The sequence below is a fragment of the Pseudomonas sp. NPDC085632 genome, from assembly GCF_044541255.1.
In the GTDB taxonomy this organism is placed as follows: Bacteria; Pseudomonadota; Gammaproteobacteria; order Pseudomonadales; family Pseudomonadaceae; genus Aquipseudomonas.
This window is the reverse complement of record NZ_JBITSX010000007.1, coordinates 19880-38463: the sequence shown is the minus strand read 5'-3', so window position 1 is coordinate 38463 and position 18584 is coordinate 19880. Positions and strand designations below refer to the sequence as shown.

The following is an 18584-nucleotide window of genomic DNA, read 5'->3' as shown; positions in this document are numbered from 1 at the left end:
CACGTGTTTTGGTTCTCTGCGACCTACAGGGGCCTCCAATGTGCCCTAAATATGCCCTAAAACGCTTTCAACGATCCTCCGAAACCCTCACCCAGCCAGGTCCTTTCGGCCAATAGTTGCCTCTTGCGAAAACAGGTTTGATGCGCGGTCGCCGTGGACACGCCGTACAGACTGAGAGTGTCAAACTGTGCGCATTTTTGCCTACGGAGCGGCGTTCTCTATCCACCATACCTGCGTGGGTATCGGCTTAAATAGAAGTACCGTCAGGACCCTTCTTTCCATAATTGATCGCAAGTGGCGGCTGCCATCCTGCAACTGGCCCAACGTGTACGTTCACACCTCTAGCGAATTGCTCTTGTAGGTATGGAGCCCCTCTATACAAAATCACATTACAATCTTTCTCCAGCTCTTTGTATAAAGCGTTATCGCTACCACAACTGTACAGCAGTGCCACCTTAAGCACACCTTCCTTGCTTTTTGCCAATACTTTTACATAAAGATCACTTGAAACATCCGTAAACTCAACTGCCCATCCAGCGCCTCTTAAAGGGCGTACTAAATCGTCGATGCAATCCTTCATAAGCAGCGCTGTTCGAAGGGTCGCTCCGTCGTCGGTTGGCAGGATAGGGACCAATTTTCCGTTTTCGTGATAATTTCTTTCCTCCATAAGTTTTATGACCATTTGAGCGGATCCATGGAGAATCGCTTGTCGCCATAAGAGTTCGCTGTCTTTATTCGTCGCCGGAAACAGAAGTGGGGCTGAATTATCTTGGTGGTACCAAGACTGAATTACACCCACAGTAGATATGGCAACAATCAATCGAGACAAATTTGCCTGTTGCCATTCGGGCGAAAGCCCATGTGCAAAGAGATGTCTGTTTAGACGGGCCGCACCTTTGTATCCGTCCGTGTTTTTGTAAAAGGAATCTTGCAACCACCGTCTGAATGTTTCAAAAGCAAAAACCATCTCGTCCATGCAGAACAGGTATTCAGTGGTTTTGTAGTTCTTGGGAGTCCACATTCCTTCGAAGTGAAGCTCGGCGGCATTACTTATTGCTCCAGCGACGGCTTTATTCACTCTTTCCATGGTCGCTAAGGAATGGTTTTCCTTGGGAAGTATTTTTGAAATTGCGCCTTCAATGGCTGGGATGAGAGCCGCTATACTTGCCGATTTGTAACCGGCGTAAAACGCCAAATACGCTTCTCTTGCCAATGGGCGGATATCAGCGAGGCATGACGCCCCGGCCATTATTTGCTCAATGCAGGTAGCTTCGAAAGAAAGCGTGTAAATGGTGGAAGTATGATAATTGAACAGCTTTATCGCGTCCTCCGCGGTTCGGTGCTCACAGTCATTAAGTATTCTTGTCACGTCTTTTCTACATACCCAGAACGGGGAGAACCACTCGAGTTTTGCCCAGATTGCTGCCGTCTTTGAATATGACTCGTTCCGTTTAATCCAATCTTCTCGGCTCGCTTCTGTGATCACCGGAAAGCATGCGCTTCCGTGCTGAGTATGAATTATCACGCAATCGGTCTTGCCAAATCTCCCCACATTTTTGCGTACAACTCCGGAGACGGTTAAACCTTTCGCCACCGCCCAGCTTTCAATTTCTTCCAGATTTACTTTATCTTGGTCTTTAAATCTAACCCAGATGCCGCTGAACACACATTCCAACGTTTTCCTTTCCATTATTTTCTCCTAGAGCACCAGACCGAGTCATTCGACATTGGCAGACCAGACACAGTCGCGCTCAGATTGACGAGGGTAGAGATATATCATCGTCGTTTGAGGCTGAGAGGTTGCTTGTGGTCGATTGCGGCTCCTTGCCAAATGCAGAAATCGGCCAAAGCCGGCACTAACGTTTGGTTAAGGGGCGCGGTTTAATCCGTGCTAGCGAGCCACTACTTCAGCAAATGTTCGAGTAAATTCCTCATTAAGTTTTTTATTTGATTTGTTGGTATCTTTGCCTCGAAGCCATTTTTATCCGAAAAACAGAAGCCTTCGCATGGTCGGTGATCATTTGGAAAAGGGTTTACCCTACAATGAGCGACGGCGTTTCGTAGGTGGCGTATTATCTCCCTCAGAGTTAACTCTTCTGACTCTTTGTTTGCACCTGCATTGACAATGCAATCTGAGTTAAAACCCCAAGCCTCTAATTCTTGGAGGGCGGTCTCAGGTATCAACTCCCACATTCTTTCATGTGGGAAAAACAAAAGCCCGATGAGTCCATTCAGTAGTTGTGTGGTTTCATACTCGCCACTGCATGTGTCAATTAGCTCTAGGCTGCGCTGCATGAAGACTCGTTCAAAATTGTTGAAGTAGCTCATGTAGTTACCTCTGGTATATTCTTAACAGAGAATTCAGTCGCCCGAGCAGAGAATATAATAAAGCATGATACTTTTAGGTATTGAGGTACCTTTGAGTCCATTCTTCATCAAGCCTTTTCATTTTTTTCTTGTTTAAGCCCCTACTCCAAGGTAGGCGGCGCCATTCTGCGTGGCGAAGGATATTTTTAAGATGCCTCGCTCTTCTCCGAGCCCCCCAACCACCTAGCCTTCGAACCTCGGCACTTAACCTGGCGTGATTCAGATGACCAGAGCGCGCTTTAGCGTCTGCGGCTGTGATCAGTTCATAAGGTGGTAGATCTTCAAGCCTCGCCGCTTCAGCCCAAAGTAAGTCGATCATCATGAGGCAGCGCCGCCGGATTCCATCGTGGCAAACCAACCATGTAGTAATTTCGCTGCGAAGACGGTCGTGCCTCATCTCCTCGTCGTTGGGCCCGATAGATCCGTAGCATCTAAGGTAATCAGAGTTACCGTCTAGCAAAGTGCGAAGAGGTGCTCCCTGCCTCAGCAGTTCTGTGCCAAAAATTGGATAGATTTCATCAATTTTTATATGGCCTTTTAGGATTCTTGAACATAGATCACTAAGCATGCCACAAACATTACGAACGGACGCCTGAGCCCATGAGGACGCGATGTCGCTAGAAGGTGATCTTAAAAACTCGCGTAATTCTTGAAGTTTTACATGATGAGCAATTTGATAATAGTCTTGTGCCTTTCGTCCAAGAAATACAATTGTCGCCCAGTCGCCTTGGAGTTCAGTCCATCTACATCGGTACATCTCCGCCCAATCCAACCTTTGTTGTTGTCGCTGTCCAGACAGTACTCTGACCTGGGCTCCTCCCACCACGACCAAAAGTATAGTTGCTAATGCAGTTAGCTCGGCATCCGTCATAAATTTTCCCGCCATCTATTTTCGCCACCAATAGGCGGATGATGGCCAATGATCGAAAGAACCGCAATCGGCATCTGAATTTGGAGACCCGCGCCTCGCCTTAAATCGCCCACCGTTTCTAGATTGATCCGATTGGCAGCTTTTGGCCGAAAGCGAACCTTCGTTGAGCTCAGCATTGACGCGGTGGCGGTGAACGGTGATTAACTCCAGACAACGCCACTGAAAGCGGGCAAGAGAAGTGACTGCTACCTCTTTCCTACCAGCTTCCATACGGAATGCCGTACTTTTCGACGTATCGTTTAGCTTTCTCACTTACCGGATAGGCATAACGACCACCGTGCTTCCCTTGTTCCGGCCCCAGAGGCTCTATCTCTCCTTGACCGCGAGAAATCTCAACCGGATTTCGACATGAATCTCTAACCCATGTTTTGAGCACACCGCCCGGAGCGAGCCCCACGTAAAGTGACGCCATAAAGCGAGCAGTTTTCTCCGGTGTTTCCGGGCAACGCTGGTGTGTTGACTTCACCATCAGTTGCCTGCCTTCCTCCGGAATTTCGATGAAACCTTGATAGGTTTTTTGCTCTGTTATGGATTGCCAGCGGACAAAGATCAGTTTTGGAAGGTCGGCGCCCGTCACAGGTATCCCGCTCCCCGACACTGTCCCCCAACCGCGGGCAGACTCTGTGCTGATATCGGGTTCTCCGCTGGCTGCGGTACTCTTGCCAGCTCTAAAGAAGACTTTGTTATTGATGTCTTGGACGGAGCTGTCCTCTACCCAGACCCTCATGTAATTCGGCTCAACGAACACTAACTCCCACCATGGATATTTAGGGTCATTTTCGCCGGTTTCTGGGCCTGTGATTTGGCAGCCAGACAATAATAAAGCGCCCAGCAGCGCAATCCTTGCGTTCATTACAAAAGATCCATTCAGTTAACTGTCACGACTACCAACTTCCGTACGGAATGCCATATTTGTCGATATACCGCTTTGCCTTTTCACTCACCGGATAAGCGTAACGCCCTTCGTTCTTACCTTGGCTCGGCCCCAGTGGCTCAATTTCAGCCTGCGCTCGAGCGACTTTGACCGGGTGGTGGCAAGAGTCTCTTACCCAAACCTGCACAACACCACCGGGGGCCAACCCTAAATAAACCGACGCCATAAATCTCGCTTCCTGATCAGGCGTCTGCGGGCAACGTTGATTGACGGACGCCACCATCAACTGCCTGGCTTCCTCTGGGATTCCTACCCATGCCTGCCACGTTTTCTGTTCGACAATCGATTGCCAACGGACCCAGATGCGGACAGGCAAATCTGCTCCAACCACTCTCCTTCCGCTGCCGCCTACCCCACCTGTCCAACCTCGGGCGGACTCCGTTCCATCTTCTGGCTCTCCCCCCGCAGCGGTGCCGCCGCCGGTTTTATAGAAAATCCTGCCGTTAATGTCTTGAACAGAACTGTTCTCTACCCAGACTTTCATGTAGTCCGGCTCGGTAAACGCCAACTCCCACCACTCGGATTTCGGGTCATTTTTTGCTGAAAGTGGATCCGCGGACTGGCACCCAGTAATGAACAGCGCGCATAGCAGGGTAAAAAGTACTTTCATCACCAAAGTTTCCAGTCAGCTACATGAGGGTGTTGTACGCGTATCGAGTCCGGCGTCGGGGCATTGATGTAAACGGCACTGACACCACTGCCATCTCTGCGCCCGAGAGGATGGTTCCAATTTGCAGACATGTGAATGTACTTCAGCTTCAGCAGTTGGTCTTCTTGCATTGAGGTGTCGTAACTACCCGCCAGAAATCGATCACACAGCGATTGAAGCTCTGCGGGCACTGCCAACTCTGGCGTATCGGGAATGTCTTGAAACCGAACGCCCTTCTCTTTTGCCAATCGGTGCATCACTCGTAGATATACCCTGGAGAGCAAGCCACTCACAGGACGCTTGAGCTGCACTGCGGCATACACGCGTTTCATACGTGGGCTGAGCCGATCCTGCCGATCAATTGGCAGAGGAAGGGCTTCAGGCGTGACGATCTCCAACATCTCTTCTGGCCATCCTTTGGCAAGCCACTGCGCCTTCACCGTCACGGCATCACGGTAGATCGACGTAGTGGAGACATCGGTAAATTGCGACACCTCAAGCGTTTGCATCGGACTGACGAGCACGCACTCTTCGACCTCATCGCGGTAGCCACCGCCGATGTCGGAATGAACCCCGGGCAGAGTTATTTCCAAGTGATCCGCTTTAACGCGGCTCAGAGCGAAGTTGGCCCGATATTCGTCACGTGCGGATAGCTGCACGACATCTGTGAAGAAGCGACGGTCGAGGTAGAGTTTGATTCCTGTTGCGATGGGACTTTTGATGTCCCCAAGATTCGACCAGCCAGCAATCGATGGCACCGTATCAAAAAGGCCAATAAAACCCATGTTGATGCTGCTTTTGTACTCCTCGATGAAGGTCCGGCTGAGGGCATTGGCGTTGCTGCGCAAAACCTCCCCGAGTGGCCCCTGCTTTCCACGTACGACCTCGTTGGCGAAGTGTCTTGCTGCAGCAGCACCACGGCTGAAGCCGAATGTATCAAAGGTCAGGGACGTAATTTCACTATTGGGATTGTTGTCCAACACGTCCTTGATACGGGTTTTGATCTCTGCGAACGACAACTGAACACGGCCCGCCACGCCTGTTTCGCCTCGGCCAGTACCACCACCTAACGTACTGTCCTTTTTGCCTGACTCAGTTCCTATTCCCTCGATGTAAATCATCCGGAACGCTTGCTTTTGCGAACTATCCCCTTCGGCCTTTTGAGGTGCGAAGTACAGTTCGCTCAGTTTCTGAACATTGGTGGTGCTATTGGCGTAGCTGCTGTCCGGATCCCTCATATAGGGCTGACAGCTAGCAGGAATATCCTGCGGCGCAATCGGATGCTGCGCCCCACACAGCAATCCAGCCGCCGTGTTATTCGCATTATTCCCAGTGCCATCAAAGAAAACCCCAATCCTCAACGCGATCCCGATTTTCTCAGGTTCGCGCGCAGGTTCTTTCCCGTGCTTCTCATATTCCGCCCAACGCTGGGCGTGAATATCGACGGGTTTGGCTTCTTCGTAACGATAATTTTTCGGGGGGTTGGGTACGTAGCCACTCATCCGTGATTCCTGGTTCTGATCCTTGAGAACGGCCCGAAGGGTGACAGCCGTGGCTGGGGGGCGCAAGCCGTGGCCGTGTGCCAGCCAGGGTGTGACAGCGGGGTTCGACGAGGGTTTCCCCTCGTCGGGGGTGGGGGTTAGCTGGCGATTTCGACGTTATCCAGCGCTTGGTTGACGGCGATTTCGCCGAGCATCACGACTTGGGCGATGCCCAGTGCGGTTTTGCGGTGGGGGGTGTCGAGCATGGCGGCGAAGTTGAGGAGCATTTCGCTGGCGGAGCCGAGGGTTTCGCTGGCGTTGGCGAGCAGGGATTCGCTGTTGTACTTCGGGTTGGCGAGGTACATGCGTTCGGGTTGTTGGGTGCTGGCCATGATTTGGCTGGCGGGTTTAAGGTAGTGGTCGAGGGCGCGTTCGGCGGCTTCGTGGAATCGCTTGGAATCGGGGGATTCGTAAGGGGATGTGGGGTCGGTTTCTGGTGGGTTGGGTGTTGGTTTGATCATGTTTGTTCTCCTGGTTTTCATTAGGAGCTACCAGCATCACTTGCAGATGATGGGTGGCAGCTATGCGCGGGTCTGCAAGACCGGGAAACCAGGCACCCGGCAGACCCGAAGGTCTCCCGCACAAAGCTGCCATTGAGCGGACACGAACGAGTGTCCTTTTGGCTGGCTGTGCGACTGGTTTTTCCGGCGGGCTTGCAGACCCGATCACTGATGAGCAGTGACGGGAATCAAGGTACGGAGGGAGTGCCAGACGCACAAGCCGGCGGATTCTGGCTTAGTCGTAGGCGATGGCGCAAGGAGTTGTAGGGCGTAGCCAGCAACGAGAGACACCTATTAAACAAACATGTAGATCATCTGTTTAACATGTCAGTTGAGATGCAGAGAATTCCGAATCAATGGGTCTCAAACGAATTCCACTGGTGAGTATCAAGATCCAGCGCGCAGTAGGGTTCGAAAACGTAAAGCACAAGCGGATTTTCAATATCTATCGCTGCCACCTGGAGTGACTTGAGATAGGACTGAGCCTCTGCGAATGATGTACCGAACAGAGGATCATCCATTGCCTTCGCGCGCGTCAGCTTGGAAATCGTTTGATCTGGATGTTTTGCCATCGCAATTCGAAAAGCCAGGCTAGCGTCGAAGTGTGTTTTACCGAAGACGTGCTGACGAAGCCGACTGATCACGCTTCTTGAAATACCAACGTAGATAGGCACGCCGTTGTCGATCAGCACGTAGCAACCCGAAAAATCTTGCGCCAGTTTGAACTGCTTCAGCAACGATTTAACGCCAACACCAGGCACTGAAAAGTCCTTCAACTGTCGCGGAGTTTCAAGAGAGCTTTTTATTCTGCTCATATGGCCGGGCAGTACCGTTTTGGCTAACTCTTCAAATGTGTGCATGCATTCGTGTAACGCCATTGGAGAACCGCTCGGTCGAGAGATGGGCGCCAACGCTATCGCGTCAAGTCAGACCATTACAAGCGATGTAACTCTCGTCTATGTAAAGCGACGCCTGAACAATGTGAGGTAATAAATCTCTGTAGCGAAGAACAGAGGAATCGCTACAGAGATCGTTCACATCTAGCTGGCGATTTCGACGTTATCCAGCGCTTGGTTGACGGCGATTTCGCCGAGCATCACGACTTGGGCGATGCCCAGTGCGGTTTTGCGGTGCGGGGTGTCGAGCATGGCGGCGAAGTTGAGGAGCATTTCGCTGGCGGAGCCGAGGGTTTCGCTGGCGTTGGCGAGCAGGGATTCGCTGTTGTACTTCGGGTTGGCGAGGTACATGCGTTCGGGTTGTTGGGTGCTGGCCATGATTTGGCTGGCGGGTTTGAGGTAGTGGTCGAGGGCGCGTTCGGCGGCTTCGTGGAATCGCTTGGAATCGGGGGATTCGTAAGGGGATGTGGGGTCGATTTCGGGTGGGTTGGGTGTTGGTTTGATCATGGTGAAACTCCTAGTTAATAAAAAGGAGCCTTCACATTCGCTACCAAACGAAGGTGGCGGCCATACGCGGGTTGGTAGACCGGTAACTAGGACCCGGCACACCCGAAGGTGTCCTGCGCATGGCCACCATTGAGCAGAGACCTGATGAGGTCTGCGAACGGTTCGCGATGCGACTAGTTATGGCGGGCTACCAAACCCGATCGCTGTTTTTCAGCGACCGACAGACGATAGAACCCGCGACCTAGACGCACAAGCCGGCGGATTCTGGCTTAGTCGTAGGTAACGGCGCAAGGCGTTGTAGGGTTTCGGTGGTTACTTGAGGCTTCGTTTAAACAGTGGTGTTTTTTTCTGTTTAGAGACTGGGGAAGGTCAAGGTTAGTGGCAGCAAAAGGTAGTCGGCAATTCGGTGATTGATGTGTTGTTTGGGCTGACGCTTTCGCGAGCAAGCTCGCTCCCACAGGAGAATGTTTCTGGCTTGGGATTGGTGGTGATCGGGCTGGCGTTATCGCGAGCAGGCTCACTCCTACAGGGGGTTGTGGTTGGGTTGGGATTTGCGGTGGCCGGGCTGGCGTCTTCGCGAGCAGGCTCGCGCCCACTGGGGAATGCGGGTTAGGCGTCATGCGTTTGGATGCGGAATACGAGGCTGGGGGCTTTGCCTGGGACGTCGTCTAGATCGCCGAAGCGCTGCATGCCGATCTTTTCCAGGACGCGGATTGAGGCGATGTGGTCGGGTCTGACCAGTCCGAAGACTTCGGCTAAGCCGAGGTGTTCGAATGCGTGGGTCAGCGCGGTTTGGGCGGCTTCTGTTGCGTAGCCGTGGCCCCATGCTTCGACGGCGAAGCGGTAGCCGAGGTTGATGACTGGTTTGCCCAGATAGTCATGGGCAGCGATGCCGGCGAATCCGAGGATTTTTTCGGGGGCTTGAGGGCTGCTGATTGCCCACCATCCGTAGCCGTGGGTTGTCCAGTGTTGCAGCCAGCGATCGAGCAGGGCCTCGGCTTGGGCGATGTCGGTCATGGGGCCGGCGGGGTTGAATTGGTTGGTTTGTGGGTCGCTGAAAATTGCGAATACGGTGGGTAGGTCTGCTTGTTTTGGGCGTCTGTAGATCAGGCGTGGGGTGGGGTCTGACATGATCGAAGCCTTGGGATTTTGGGTGGGTCAGTGGGTTGTGTGGCGGTTGGGCTGGCGTCATCGCGGGCAAGCCCGGCTCCCACAGGGATTGGGGATGGTTAGGGTCGGTGACGTGTCATGTTGATGAGGGCGGATCGTCCACCATTCGGCGCCGGGCGTTCTTCGATGGAGTACGGCACGAAGCCAAGTTTTGGGTAGAGCAGCAGGCCTGCGGTGTTTTCATTGAAGCAAGACAGTTGCACTTCCTTGGCCTGGTATTTTTCGAAACCCAACGCGGTCATGGTCTCGACGATGTATCGCGCAACACCTTGGCCTCGGGCGTAGGGCGCGACGATGACGTTGCCGATGCAGCAGATGCCATCGTGCTCAGCGCGGTAGAAATTGGCGAAGCCAACGAACTCGCCGTTGGCCAGAAAAGCCGTGGAGTCGAAGCGTTGGCTGATTGCGCTGTGCATCTGTTCTTCCGTCAGCGGGAAGTTGGCTTTCGGGAACATGAAGAACAGCTCTTGTTCGCCTTGGGGAAAGCTGCACAGGGTGTTGACGTCGTCGGCCGTCACGGGCCGGTGGGAAAAATTCATCGCTGCCCTGCCCTCACTTTTTACCCGCCAGATGATGCGCAACCAAGGCGTTGGCATGACCGTGGCCCATGCCGTGTTTCTCCTTGAGCCACGCCACCAGTTCCATGTGCTTCTTGTCGGAAATGCTGGCGAGCAAGTTGAGCCAGTAATCGATGGGCTGGCCGTACTTCTTTTCGATAGAGGGGAAGTAGGAGGCTGGGCCTTTTACTTTGTTGTTTTCGCTCATGCTGTTGGCTCCGTTTGCTTGCTCATCGATAAAACCGGCGAAGATTCCACCGGATTCAATTCTCGAACATCCTGAACCGCTTCTTCCAGATCATAGGCGGCCAGATCAACATAGCGTTTTATCCGCAGTCTTTGGTAGGGCGTGCTTTGAATGCCATCCCAGACAATCCAGTAAATAAACGAAACCGCGGCGACCAGAATGAGGATGACAGCGCCCTTCCCTCCTATAAAAAATGACGTCGCTTTGATCAGTTCAGTGGACAGACCGATCATCAGAGCGAAGAGCGAAACGAAGACCAGATTTTGCGAAAGTGCAGGTTTGGCTGGCGCGACGGTCAAGTCTGAATATGCCGAGAGTTCCCGAAGCTTGGCAGCCGTATAGCCCTCATCCTGCACAATTTGCAAAAAGAACGCATAGCAAAGAATGTTCTCTTGCTCGCCCCACGGTTGCTGGCCAATGGCATGCTCAGAGAACTGCACTGGATAAACCCTGCGAAGGGCGTTCAGTCGAGTGAAGAACAATCCGCCCGCCCACAAGGCAAGACAGACATAAGAAATCGGAACAAATATCGGATACAGGATGCCCAGAGCGGACAAAGCAATGAGGGGCAACGTGGTCGCGGCGGCCGTCCACATCGGCCATAACCGGCGCGCATTTTTCCATGTGAACAGCAATTTGTTTGGCTGTCTGCGGCTGCGTTTGTACAGCGCCGTCAAATCTACCCATTCCTTGAATTTCATGACCAACACTTCCTTGAATTTGCCCGTGACACGGTGATGCGCAGATATCCTATGTGAATCGGCCAGCATTTGCAGCCGGCCAAATCATGCTGCGAAAGTGCTACTTAGATCGAACGCTGATTCACCCGCGCCATCAATTGCTCGGCACTTTCCTTGCGCTCGGAGTAACGATCGACCAGATGCGCCTGTTGATCACGCAGCAGCACGGTGAACTTCACCAGTTCTTCCATCACATCCACCACACGATCATAAAAGGGTGACGGCTTCATCCGCCCCGCGTCGTCGAACTCCATATAGGCCTTCGGCACCGAGGATTGGTTGGGGATGGTGAACATGCGCATCCAGCGCCCCAACACGCGCAACTGGTTGACCACGTTGAACGACTGCGAACCGCCGCAGACCTGCATCACGGCCAGGGTTTTACCCTGGGTCGGGCGTACCGCGCCTAGTTCCAGCGGGACCCAGTCGATCTGCGCCTTGAACACGGCGGACATCGCGCCATGGCGTTCCGGCGAGCACCAGACCTGGCCTTCCGACCACAGCACCAGCTCGCGCAGTTCCTGCACTTTGAGATGGTCGACCGGAACGTCGTCGGGCAGCGGCAGCCCGGACGGGTTGAAGATCCGCGTTTCGGCGCCGAAGTGTTCGAGCAGACGTGCGGCCTCCTCTACCAGCAAACGACTGAACGAGCGTTCACGGGTCGAGCCGTAGAGCAGCAGGATGCGCGGTTTGTGTTGATCCAAAGAAAACGTCTGTAAGCCTTCGAACAGCGAATGATCAAGATGGGGCAGTTGTTCTGACATATGTCCTCCAGCTCAGAGCGAGCCGATACGATCCAGCTCACGCTGGAGTTCAGCGCGGTTGAGTGCTTTAAATGGCAGGCCGAGGAAGGTCGCGCAGCGCCGCTCGATGATCGCTAGCGTGGCAGCAAACGCCGCGTCCACGGCGGCATCGTCGCCGATCACATCCGAGGGATCTGCCAGGCCCCAATGGGCTTTGAGTGCGGGGCCGAAGTACACCGGGCAGCTCTCACCGGCGGCCTTGTCACAGACGGTGATGACAATGTCTGGCGGATTGTCTTCGAACGCGTCATTGCCTTTGCTGTACAAGCCATCGATGGCAATGCCGGCCTGTTGCAACGTCGACAGGCTGCGTGGCAACACTTGGCCCTTGGGGAAACTTCCGGAACTCACGGCCTCGAATCCGGGGCGCGCCAGATGATTGAACATGGCTTCAGAGAGGATGCTGCGGCAGCTGTTGGCCGTGCACATGAACAGAATTCGCATGGTTTTTTCTTTCTCAGCAACAGGCGCTTTCACGAACCGGACGCCCGTCCATGTTCTGCAGGCGGGCGGCATTGTCTTTGAGCCAATCAGCGTTGGCCTTGGACGTCACTTGCAGGATTTCGCGGACCCACGCCGGCAGCTCCGGATTGAGCCGGTAATAGACCCACTGGCCCTGACGGCGATCGAGCAGCAAGCCATTGCTGCGCAGTTGCGCGAGGTGGCGGCTGATTTTCGGTTGGCTGTCGCCGAGCGCACACATCAGCTCGCAGACGCAGAGTTCACCCTGATCGGCGATGAGCAGCATGGCGCGGACGCGGGTTTCGTCGGCGAGGCTCTTGAAGACTTCGGTGGGGGTGATCATCGGACGGGCTCGGCACATATGGAGATTCGAATATACGTATATCCATATATACGGTCAAGCAAGATCAAAAGATCGCAGCCTTCGGCAGCTCCTACAGAAATCGGTGTAGGAGCTGCCGAAGGCTGCGATCTTTTGATCTCAAAGGTTAAGCAGCAACCCCTGCTCCGCCTCACACAACCCCACCACATAGTCCCAAACCACCCGCAGCCGCACCGATTTGTGCAACTCGCGCCGCGTGCTGATCCAGTAACTGCGCTCGATGCTTTCATCCGGGAGCAACGGCACCAGATCGGGATCCGACTCGGCCATGTAGCAAGGCAACACGGCAATGCCCAATCCCGACCGCGCCGCTTCCTGCTGAGCAATGACGCTGGTGCTATGGAACACAACCCGAGGGCTGCGGCAGAAACTGTTGAGAAACATCAGTTCCTGACTGAACAGCAAATCATCGACATAACCAATCCACGCATGCCGCCCAAGGTCTTCGCGGCTGTGCAATGGCGGGGCTTTATCGAGATAGCGTTGGCTGGCGTAGAGCGCCAAGCGATAGTCGGTGAGTTTGCGCGTCACCAGCATGTCCGCCGCCGGGCGCTCCAGATGAATGCTGATTTCCGCCTCGCGGTTGAGGATGCTGACAAAGCGCGGCACCGCGACCAGTTCCACCTCCAGCCCCGGATAACGCTCGAACAAGCCGATCATGCGGCTGGCGAGAAACTTGATGCCCAGCCCTTCGGTGACGCCGACACGAATCTTGCCCAGTGGCGCAGTGGATTGGGTGATTTCTTCCTGCGCCAGCAACGCAACGTTTTCCATCGCTTCGGCATGTTTAAGCAACGCCTCCCCCGCCGGGGTCATTTCGTAACCTTGCGCGTGCTGGACAAACAGCGCAGTGCCGAGGCTTTTCTCGATGGCTTCGATGTGGCGGGCGACGGTGGCGTGGGTGGTGTTGAGACGGCGAGCGGCGGTGAGCAGCCGGCCGCTGCGTTGCAATTCGAGAAAAAACCGCAGGTCGTTCCAGTCGAACATGGCGTGTCCTTGTCGGCTATGGTCTATGCAGGCTGTTTGAAAACGCACAGCGGCTGCGCAAAAACTAACATTCTTTTGACGAAAGCTAACAACTAGAGTGTCCGACAATAAAAACAAAAAGCGAGGTCAGGGAATGCAGACTTCCCTCGATGAATACGACTACATCGTGGTCGGCGCCGGCCCTGCCGGGTGTTTGCTGGCCAATCGGCTGTCCGCTGATGCGCAGCAGCGTGTGCTGTTGCTTGAAGCCGGCGGGCGCGACAACTATGCGTGGATTCACATTCCTGTCGGCTACCTGTTCTGCATCGGTAACCCGCGCACCGACTGGTGCTTCAAGACCGAAGAACAACCGGGCCTCAACGGCCGCGCGCTGAGTTATCCGCGCGGCAAAGTGTTGGGCGGTTGTTCGTCCATCAACGGCATGATCTACATGCGCGGCCAGGCCAACGACTACGACGGCTGGGCGGCCGAGGGCAACCCGGGTTGGGCCTGGAACGACGTGCTGCCGCTGTTCAAGCAAAGCGAAAACCACTTTGCCGGGGATGCTGAATTTCACGGCGCCAAAGGTGAATGGCGGGTTGAACAGCAGCGGCTGTCGTGGCCGATTCTGGATGCCTTTCGCAGTGCTGCCGAACAGAGCGGCATCGCCAGCATTGATGACTTCAATCAGGGCGACAACGAAGGTTGCGGTTACTTCCAGGTCAATCAGAAATCCGGCGTGCGCTGGAACGCGGCGAAGGCATTTTTGAAACCGGTGCGCGAGCGGGCGAATCTGACAGTGCTGACCGGGATTGAGGTGGATCGTGTGCTGCTCGAAGACGGTCGCGCAACAAAAGTCAGTGCGCGCCACGAAGGCCAGATCAAACAGTTCAAGGCGCGCAAAGAGATTGTCCTGTGCGCCGGTGCCGTTGGATCGCCGAGCATTCTGCAACGCTCCGGGATTGGCCCGCGGCCGCTGCTCGAACGCTTGGGCATCGGCGTGATTCATGAGCTGCCGGGGGTCGGCGGCAACCTGCAGGATCACCTGCAATTGCGCCTGATCTACCAACTGGAAAACGCCCGCACGCTCAACCAGATCGCTGGCAGCGTGTGGGGCAAGATGGGCATGGGCCTGCGTTATCTGTATGACCGCAGCGGGCCGTTGTCGATGGCGCCGAGTCAGTTGGGCGCGTTTGCGCGCTCGGGGCCGGAGCAGACCTCGGCGAATCTTGAGTACCACGTGCAGCCGTTGTCGCTAGAGCGCTTTGGCGAACCGTTGCACAGCTTTCCGGCGTTTACTGCGTCGGTGTGTGATCTGCGTCCACAGAGCCGTGGACGCATCGACATTCGTTCGGCGGATCCGCAGGAAGCGCCGCTGATTCAGCCCAACTACCTCAGTCATCCAGAAGATTTACGCGTCGCGGCTGATGCGATTCGCCTGACCCGGCGCATCGTCAGCGCCCCTGCCCTGCAAGCGTTCAAACCGGTCGAGTATCTGCCCGGCGCCAACCTGCAAAGTGAAGAAGAGTTACAGGAAGCAGCAGCGAAAATCGGCACGACGATTTTCCATCCAGTCGGCACCTGCCGCATGGGCAATGACGGTGATGCGGTGGTCGATGCGCAACTGCGCGTTCACGGCGTGCCAGGTTTACGCATCGCTGATGCGTCGATCATGCCGCGCATCACCTCGGGCAACACCTGTTCGCCTACGCTGATGATTGCCGAGAAGGCTGCACAGCTGATCCTGGCGGGACCTGTACACAGTCCAAATGTGGGAGCGAGCCTGCTCGCGAATGCGGTAGCACATTCAACATAAACGTTGACTGACACGACGCCTTCGCGAACAGGCTCGCTCACACAGGAATCAACAGCACATCCAAGGCATCGCGCATCACCCGGACACGCAACACCAGTGGAACAACAAAAACAATCACTGTGAGGGATACCGATATGTCAGAACACGTTCAGCCGCTGGACGCCGTGCGCAGCGCGGAGACCAGCCCGGATACACGCAAAGTCATCTTCGCTTCCTCACTGGGAACAGTGTTCGAGTGGTATGACTTCTTCCTCTACGGCGCCCTCGCGGCGGTGATCAGCAAGCAGTTTTTCGCCGGGGTCAACGACACCACGGCGTTCATCTTTGCGCTGATGGCCTTCGCCGCAGGCTTTATCGTGCGGCCGTTCGGGGCGCTGGTGTTCGGTCGGTTGGGGGACATGATCGGGCGCAAATACACCTTTCTCGCGACGATCATTCTGATGGGCGTGGCGACCTTCTGCGTCGGCCTGCTGCCGACCTACGCCAGCATCGGCATCGCCGCGCCGATCATTCTGGTGCTACTGCGCATGCTCCAGGGTCTAGCGCTCGGCGGTGAATACGGTGGCGCAGCAACTTACGTTGCCGAACACGCGCCAATCGGCAAGCGCGGTTTCCACACCAGCTGGATTCAGTCCACCGCCACTCTCGGCCTGTTGCTTTCGCTGCTGGTGGTGCTCGGCTGCCGTTACTTCACCGGCGACCAGTTTGAAGTGTGGGGCTGGCGCATTCCGTTCCTGCTGTCGATCGTACTGCTGGGCATTTCCACCTGGATTCGCCTGAGCCTGCACGAGTCGCCGGCGTACCTGAAAATGAAAGAAGAAGGCAAAACTTCGAAAGCGCCGATCCGCGAATCCTTCGGCAAATGGGAAAACCTCAAAGTCGTGTTGATCGCCCTGTTCAGCATCAACGCCGGGCAAGCGGTGACCTTCTATGCGGCGCAGTTCTACGTGCTGTTCTTCCTCACCCAATTCCTGAAAATGGACCCGGCGGTGGCCAACACCTTGCTGATCATCAGCGTGGTGATCGGCGCGCCGTTCTTCATCATTTTCGGCTGGCTGTCGGACAAGGTCGGGCGTAAACCGGTGCTGATGCTGGGCCTGTTGCTGGCCACGGCGCTGTACTTCCCGATCTTCAAATCGCTGGCGCACTATGCGAACCCGGCGATCGATCAGGCCAGCCGTCAGGCGCCGATCACCGTGCTGGCGGATCCGGCCACCTGCACCTTCCAGTTCGACCCGGTGGGCAAGGCCAAATTCGACAGCCCGTGCGACAAGGTCAAAACCTTCCTGGTCAAGCAAGGCCTGCCCTACTCCAGCGCCGCCGCGCCAGCCGGCAGTGGCGTGCAGATCAGCGTTGGCGACGTGAAACTCGATGGCTATGACGAAGCGGCGTTGCGCGGCGCAATCACCCTCGCCGGCTACCCGCAACAAGCGGATCTGCAGCAAATCAACAAACCGATGATCGTCGCCCTGATCGTGGCGCTGATCATCATCTCGGCCATGTGCTACGGCCCGCTGGCAGCGCTGATGGTCGAACTGTTCCCGACGCGCATTCGCTACACCTCGATGTCGCTGCCGTATCACATTGGTAACGGCTGGTTTGGCGGGTTCCTGCCGACGGTGTCGTTTGCGCTGGTGGTGTACACCGGGGACATCTTTTATGGGCTTTGGTATCCGGTGCTGATTACCGGGGTGAGCCTGGTGGTGGGGATGATCTGTTTGCGTGAGACGAAGAATATCGATCTCGACAAGAACTGATGCGTTAACAAAGCCGCTTCAGGCTGGCCCTGAAGCGGCTTTTTGCCGCCTGGAGTTTGCCTCTGTTGAGATAATGGCGTATCAGTGGCCACCCAATAGAGACATCAAGCCTTCAAGTCCACAAACGTCGTCAAATGACAAGGATCATCCTCTCGATGAACGATCAATATGTGTGCATTACCTGCCCGACCCTGCAGCCGCTCGAACCGGTTTTAAAAAGCTGGATAGCCTGCACTCAACGCTACATTGACGTCTGGGATGGCGATGATCTGCCTTACTGGTACAACGAGCAGGCGAACGTCAGCATTCTCGCGGGAGCTGCCTGGAAAGCCGACTGGACAGCCATTGAGGAATACCAGATCAGCAAGATCGCGACAGAGGCAAGTGAGCAGGCAGCCTCGATCGGCCGCAATGATTTGTACATTGCCAATGAACAGGATGGGTTTTGCATAGAGGCAAAAGTGGCTTACGTTGATATCAACGGACAGGAAAAGACCAAAAACCATATCGCTGCCAGACGTGATCAAGCGAAAGGCGATGCAAAGCGAGTCGATTACCACGAACCACGTTTGGGCGCGGTGTTCGTTGCACCTTATTCGCTAGGCACAGAGGCCAGTGACGAACAGATCAGAGCCTTTCAGCAAGAGCTGCTCAAGTTGGACTTTCAGGCCTTGGCGTGGGTAACACCCACTCAGGCCCAAAAAACCCGTAGCCACGACAATCGCTACTACCCGATGGTCGCTCTGTTGTTGATGACGGTATGAACTGAAGGTGCGGCCCTCCACTGAGGGCCTTTACCACTCACTCCGCCTTGATCACCTCAAACTTCACCTGATCCGGATAAAACGCTACGTAGTCGCGGATCGTCGCTACTGACACTTTCGGATTTTCGTAAGTCCACACCGCGTTCGCCCCTTCATGCCCCGGCACTTGCAGGCTGAAGTAATTGGCATCGCCCTTGTACGGGCAATAACTGGTGTGATCGGTGCGGGCGAAATACTTTTCGTCGATGTCTTCGCGAGGGACGTAATAGACCGGCGGGTAGTTGGCTTCGTTGAGGATCAATACGTGGGAGGACGCGGCGACCTGGATGCCGTGGAATTTCACCAGCAGGCAGCCGGCAAGTTGTTCGAGGGCGATGACGGGACTGGGTCCGGAGGATTTCATGGGGTTCTCCTGAATACGGCGAAGAGACCGGTTCAGGTATAGCCCATCGGTTCTGGTTGGGGTGGGTTTACAGCCGAACGGCCCATCAACTTCAAAAGCCCCTCACCCCAGCCCTCTCCCCGGGGCAGAGGGAGCCGATTGGGGGATATTGGCGAGATTCACCGACTTGAACGATTGGCTTTGAATCCATAA

20 protein-coding genes are annotated in these 18584 nt (G+C 55.1%); 3 read left to right on the top strand and 17 right to left on the bottom strand.

What is annotated here, in order from left to right:
* Positions 1–247 precede the first annotated feature (247 nt).
* The 16 genes from ACIF4X_RS08075 to ACIF4X_RS08000 all read right to left on the bottom strand — a co-directional run bounded on the left by ACIF4X_RS08075 (position 248) and on the right by ACIF4X_RS08000 (position 13673).
* Positions 248–1690: a hypothetical protein gene (locus ACIF4X_RS08075; protein ID WP_397481696.1), complete on the bottom strand. Its 1443-nt coding sequence runs from the start codon at positions 1688–1690 to the stop codon at positions 248–250.
* 212 nt (positions 1691–1902) lie between these two features.
* Positions 1903–2328, bottom strand: coding sequence for a HEPN family nuclease (locus ACIF4X_RS08070; protein ID WP_397481695.1), 426 nt, complete (start codon positions 2326–2328; stop codon positions 1903–1905).
* Positions 2329–3494: 1166 nt separating this feature from the next.
* On the bottom strand, positions 3495–4151 hold the full coding sequence (locus ACIF4X_RS08065) for a DUF2931 family protein (RefSeq protein WP_397481694.1): 657 nt from the start codon (positions 4149–4151) through the stop codon (positions 3495–3497).
* Positions 4152–4182: 31 nt separating this feature from the next.
* Positions 4183–4842: a DUF2931 family protein gene (locus ACIF4X_RS08060; protein ID WP_397481693.1), complete on the bottom strand. Its 660-nt coding sequence runs from the start codon at positions 4840–4842 to the stop codon at positions 4183–4185.
* Positions 4842–6383: a DUF2235 domain-containing protein gene (locus ACIF4X_RS08055; protein WP_397481692.1), complete on the bottom strand. Its 1542-nt coding sequence runs from the start codon at positions 6381–6383 to the stop codon at positions 4842–4844. Before ACIF4X_RS08055 ends, ACIF4X_RS08060 begins: the two co-directional genes overlap by 1 nt.
* Positions 6384–6520: 137 nt before the next feature.
* Positions 6521–6883 carry a DUF6124 family protein gene (locus ACIF4X_RS08050; RefSeq protein ID WP_016982978.1) on the bottom strand — a complete coding sequence of 121 codons (363 nt, stop codon included), beginning with the start codon at positions 6881–6883 and terminating at the stop codon, positions 6521–6523.
* Between the two features lie 392 nt (positions 6884–7275).
* Positions 7276–7782: a hypothetical protein gene (locus tag ACIF4X_RS08045; protein WP_397481691.1), complete on the bottom strand. Its 507-nt coding sequence runs from the start codon at positions 7780–7782 to the stop codon at positions 7276–7278.
* 180 nt (positions 7783–7962) lie between these two features.
* On the bottom strand, positions 7963–8325 hold the full coding sequence (locus ACIF4X_RS08040; RefSeq protein ID WP_007910704.1) for a DUF6124 family protein: 363 nt from the start codon (positions 8323–8325) through the stop codon (positions 7963–7965).
* A gap of 609 nt (positions 8326–8934) precedes the next feature.
* Complete coding sequence (locus tag ACIF4X_RS08035) at positions 8935–9456, bottom strand: GNAT family N-acetyltransferase (RefSeq protein WP_397481690.1); 522 nt, start codon at positions 9454–9456, stop codon at positions 8935–8937.
* Between the two features lie 98 nt (positions 9457–9554).
* Positions 9555–10034, bottom strand: a complete 480-nt coding sequence (locus ACIF4X_RS08030) for a GNAT family N-acetyltransferase (RefSeq protein ID WP_150794665.1) — start codon at positions 10032–10034, stop codon at positions 9555–9557.
* 13 nt (positions 10035–10047) lie between these two features.
* Positions 10048–10260 (bottom strand): DUF4287 domain-containing protein, encoded by a 213-nt coding sequence (locus ACIF4X_RS08025; protein ID WP_397481689.1) that lies wholly within the window; start codon positions 10258–10260, stop codon positions 10048–10050.
* A complete protein-coding gene (locus ACIF4X_RS08020; protein ID WP_397481688.1) occupies positions 10257–11000 on the bottom strand; it encodes a hypothetical protein in 744 nt (247 codons plus the stop codon). Before ACIF4X_RS08020 ends, ACIF4X_RS08025 begins: the two co-directional genes overlap by 4 nt.
* A 104-nt stretch (positions 11001–11104) precedes the next feature.
* The gene (arsH, locus tag ACIF4X_RS08015; protein ID WP_397481687.1) at positions 11105–11803 is read right to left on the bottom strand and encodes an arsenical resistance protein ArsH; all 699 of its coding nucleotides are present in this window, start codon (positions 11801–11803) and stop codon (positions 11105–11107) included.
* Between the two features lie 12 nt (positions 11804–11815).
* Positions 11816–12286 (bottom strand): arsenate reductase ArsC, encoded by a 471-nt coding sequence (locus ACIF4X_RS08010; protein ID WP_273915079.1) that lies wholly within the window; start codon positions 12284–12286, stop codon positions 11816–11818.
* 13 nt (positions 12287–12299) lie between these two features.
* On the bottom strand, positions 12300–12647 hold the full coding sequence (locus ACIF4X_RS08005; RefSeq protein WP_397481686.1) for a metalloregulator ArsR/SmtB family transcription factor: 348 nt from the start codon (positions 12645–12647) through the stop codon (positions 12300–12302).
* A gap of 138 nt (positions 12648–12785) precedes the next feature.
* Positions 12786–13673: a LysR family transcriptional regulator gene (locus tag ACIF4X_RS08000; protein ID WP_311997076.1), complete on the bottom strand. Its 888-nt coding sequence runs from the start codon at positions 13671–13673 to the stop codon at positions 12786–12788.
* Between the two features lie 133 nt (positions 13674–13806).
* Here ACIF4X_RS08000 and ACIF4X_RS07995 point away from each other — a divergent pair, with 133 nt between their 5' ends.
* From ACIF4X_RS07995 to ACIF4X_RS07985, 3 genes are all read left to right on the top strand, one after another.
* Positions 13807–15468: a GMC family oxidoreductase gene (locus tag ACIF4X_RS07995; protein WP_397481685.1), complete on the top strand. Its 1662-nt coding sequence runs from the start codon at positions 13807–13809 to the stop codon at positions 15466–15468.
* 134 nt (positions 15469–15602) lie between these two features.
* Positions 15603–17225: an MFS transporter gene (locus tag ACIF4X_RS07990; protein ID WP_064117601.1), complete on the top strand. Its 1623-nt coding sequence runs from the start codon at positions 15603–15605 to the stop codon at positions 17223–17225.
* A 155-nt stretch (positions 17226–17380) separates the two neighbouring features.
* Entirely contained in the window at positions 17381–17989 is a 609-nt protein-coding gene (locus ACIF4X_RS07985) for a hypothetical protein (protein WP_397481684.1), read from the top strand.
* A 37-nt stretch (positions 17990–18026) separates the two neighbouring features.
* Here ACIF4X_RS07985 and ACIF4X_RS07980 read toward each other — a convergent pair whose 3' ends face one another.
* A complete protein-coding gene (locus ACIF4X_RS07980) occupies positions 18027–18392 on the bottom strand; it encodes a DUF427 domain-containing protein (RefSeq protein WP_397481683.1) in 366 nt (121 codons plus the stop codon).
* Positions 18393–18584: the final 192 nt, after the last annotated feature.

Bases quoted from the DNA above. Each gene is read 5' to 3' on its own strand.
- ACIF4X_RS08075 (WP_397481696.1), bottom strand. From the start codon at position 1,690: ATGGAAAGGAAAACGTTGGAATGTGTGTTCAGCGGCATCTGGGTTAGA.
- ACIF4X_RS08070 (WP_397481695.1), bottom strand. From the start codon at position 2,328: ATGAGCTACTTCAACAATTTTGAACGAGTCTTCATGCAGCGCAGCCTA.
- ACIF4X_RS08065 (WP_397481694.1), bottom strand. From the start codon at position 4,151: ATGAACGCAAGGATTGCGCTGCTGGGCGCTTTATTATTGTCTGGCTGC.
- ACIF4X_RS08060 (WP_397481693.1), bottom strand. From the start codon at position 4,842: ATGAAAGTACTTTTTACCCTGCTATGCGCGCTGTTCATTACTGGGTGC.
- ACIF4X_RS08055 (WP_397481692.1), bottom strand. From the start codon at position 6,383: ATGAGTGGCTACGTACCCAACCCCCCGAAAAATTATCGTTACGAAGAA.
- ACIF4X_RS08050 (WP_016982978.1), bottom strand. From the start codon at position 6,883: ATGATCAAACCAACACCCAACCCACCAGAAACCGACCCCACATCCCCT.
- ACIF4X_RS08045 (WP_397481691.1), bottom strand. From the start codon at position 7,782: ATGCACACATTTGAAGAGTTAGCCAAAACGGTACTGCCCGGCCATATG.
- ACIF4X_RS08040 (WP_007910704.1), bottom strand. From the start codon at position 8,325: ATGATCAAACCAACACCCAACCCACCCGAAATCGACCCCACATCCCCT.
- ACIF4X_RS08035 (WP_397481690.1), bottom strand. From the start codon at position 9,456: ATGTCAGACCCCACCCCACGCCTGATCTACAGACGCCCAAAACAAGCA.
- ACIF4X_RS08030 (WP_150794665.1), bottom strand. From the start codon at position 10,034: ATGAATTTTTCCCACCGGCCCGTGACGGCCGACGACGTCAACACCCTG.
- ACIF4X_RS08025 (WP_397481689.1), bottom strand. From the start codon at position 10,260: ATGAGCGAAAACAACAAAGTAAAAGGCCCAGCCTCCTACTTCCCCTCT.
- ACIF4X_RS08020 (WP_397481688.1), bottom strand. From the start codon at position 11,000: ATGAAATTCAAGGAATGGGTAGATTTGACGGCGCTGTACAAACGCAGC.
- arsH (WP_397481687.1), bottom strand. From the start codon at position 11,803: ATGTCAGAACAACTGCCCCATCTTGATCATTCGCTGTTCGAAGGCTTA.
- ACIF4X_RS08010 (WP_273915079.1), bottom strand. From the start codon at position 12,286: ATGCGAATTCTGTTCATGTGCACGGCCAACAGCTGCCGCAGCATCCTC.
- ACIF4X_RS08005 (WP_397481686.1), bottom strand. From the start codon at position 12,647: ATGATCACCCCCACCGAAGTCTTCAAGAGCCTCGCCGACGAAACCCGC.
- ACIF4X_RS08000 (WP_311997076.1), bottom strand. From the start codon at position 13,673: ATGTTCGACTGGAACGACCTGCGGTTTTTTCTCGAATTGCAACGCAGC.
- ACIF4X_RS07995 (WP_397481685.1), top strand. From the start codon at position 13,807: ATGCAGACTTCCCTCGATGAATACGACTACATCGTGGTCGGCGCCGGC.
- ACIF4X_RS07990 (WP_064117601.1), top strand. From the start codon at position 15,603: ATGTCAGAACACGTTCAGCCGCTGGACGCCGTGCGCAGCGCGGAGACC.
- ACIF4X_RS07985 (WP_397481684.1), top strand. From the start codon at position 17,381: ATGAACGATCAATATGTGTGCATTACCTGCCCGACCCTGCAGCCGCTC.
- ACIF4X_RS07980 (WP_397481683.1), bottom strand. From the start codon at position 18,392: ATGAAATCCTCCGGACCCAGTCCCGTCATCGCCCTCGAACAACTTGCC.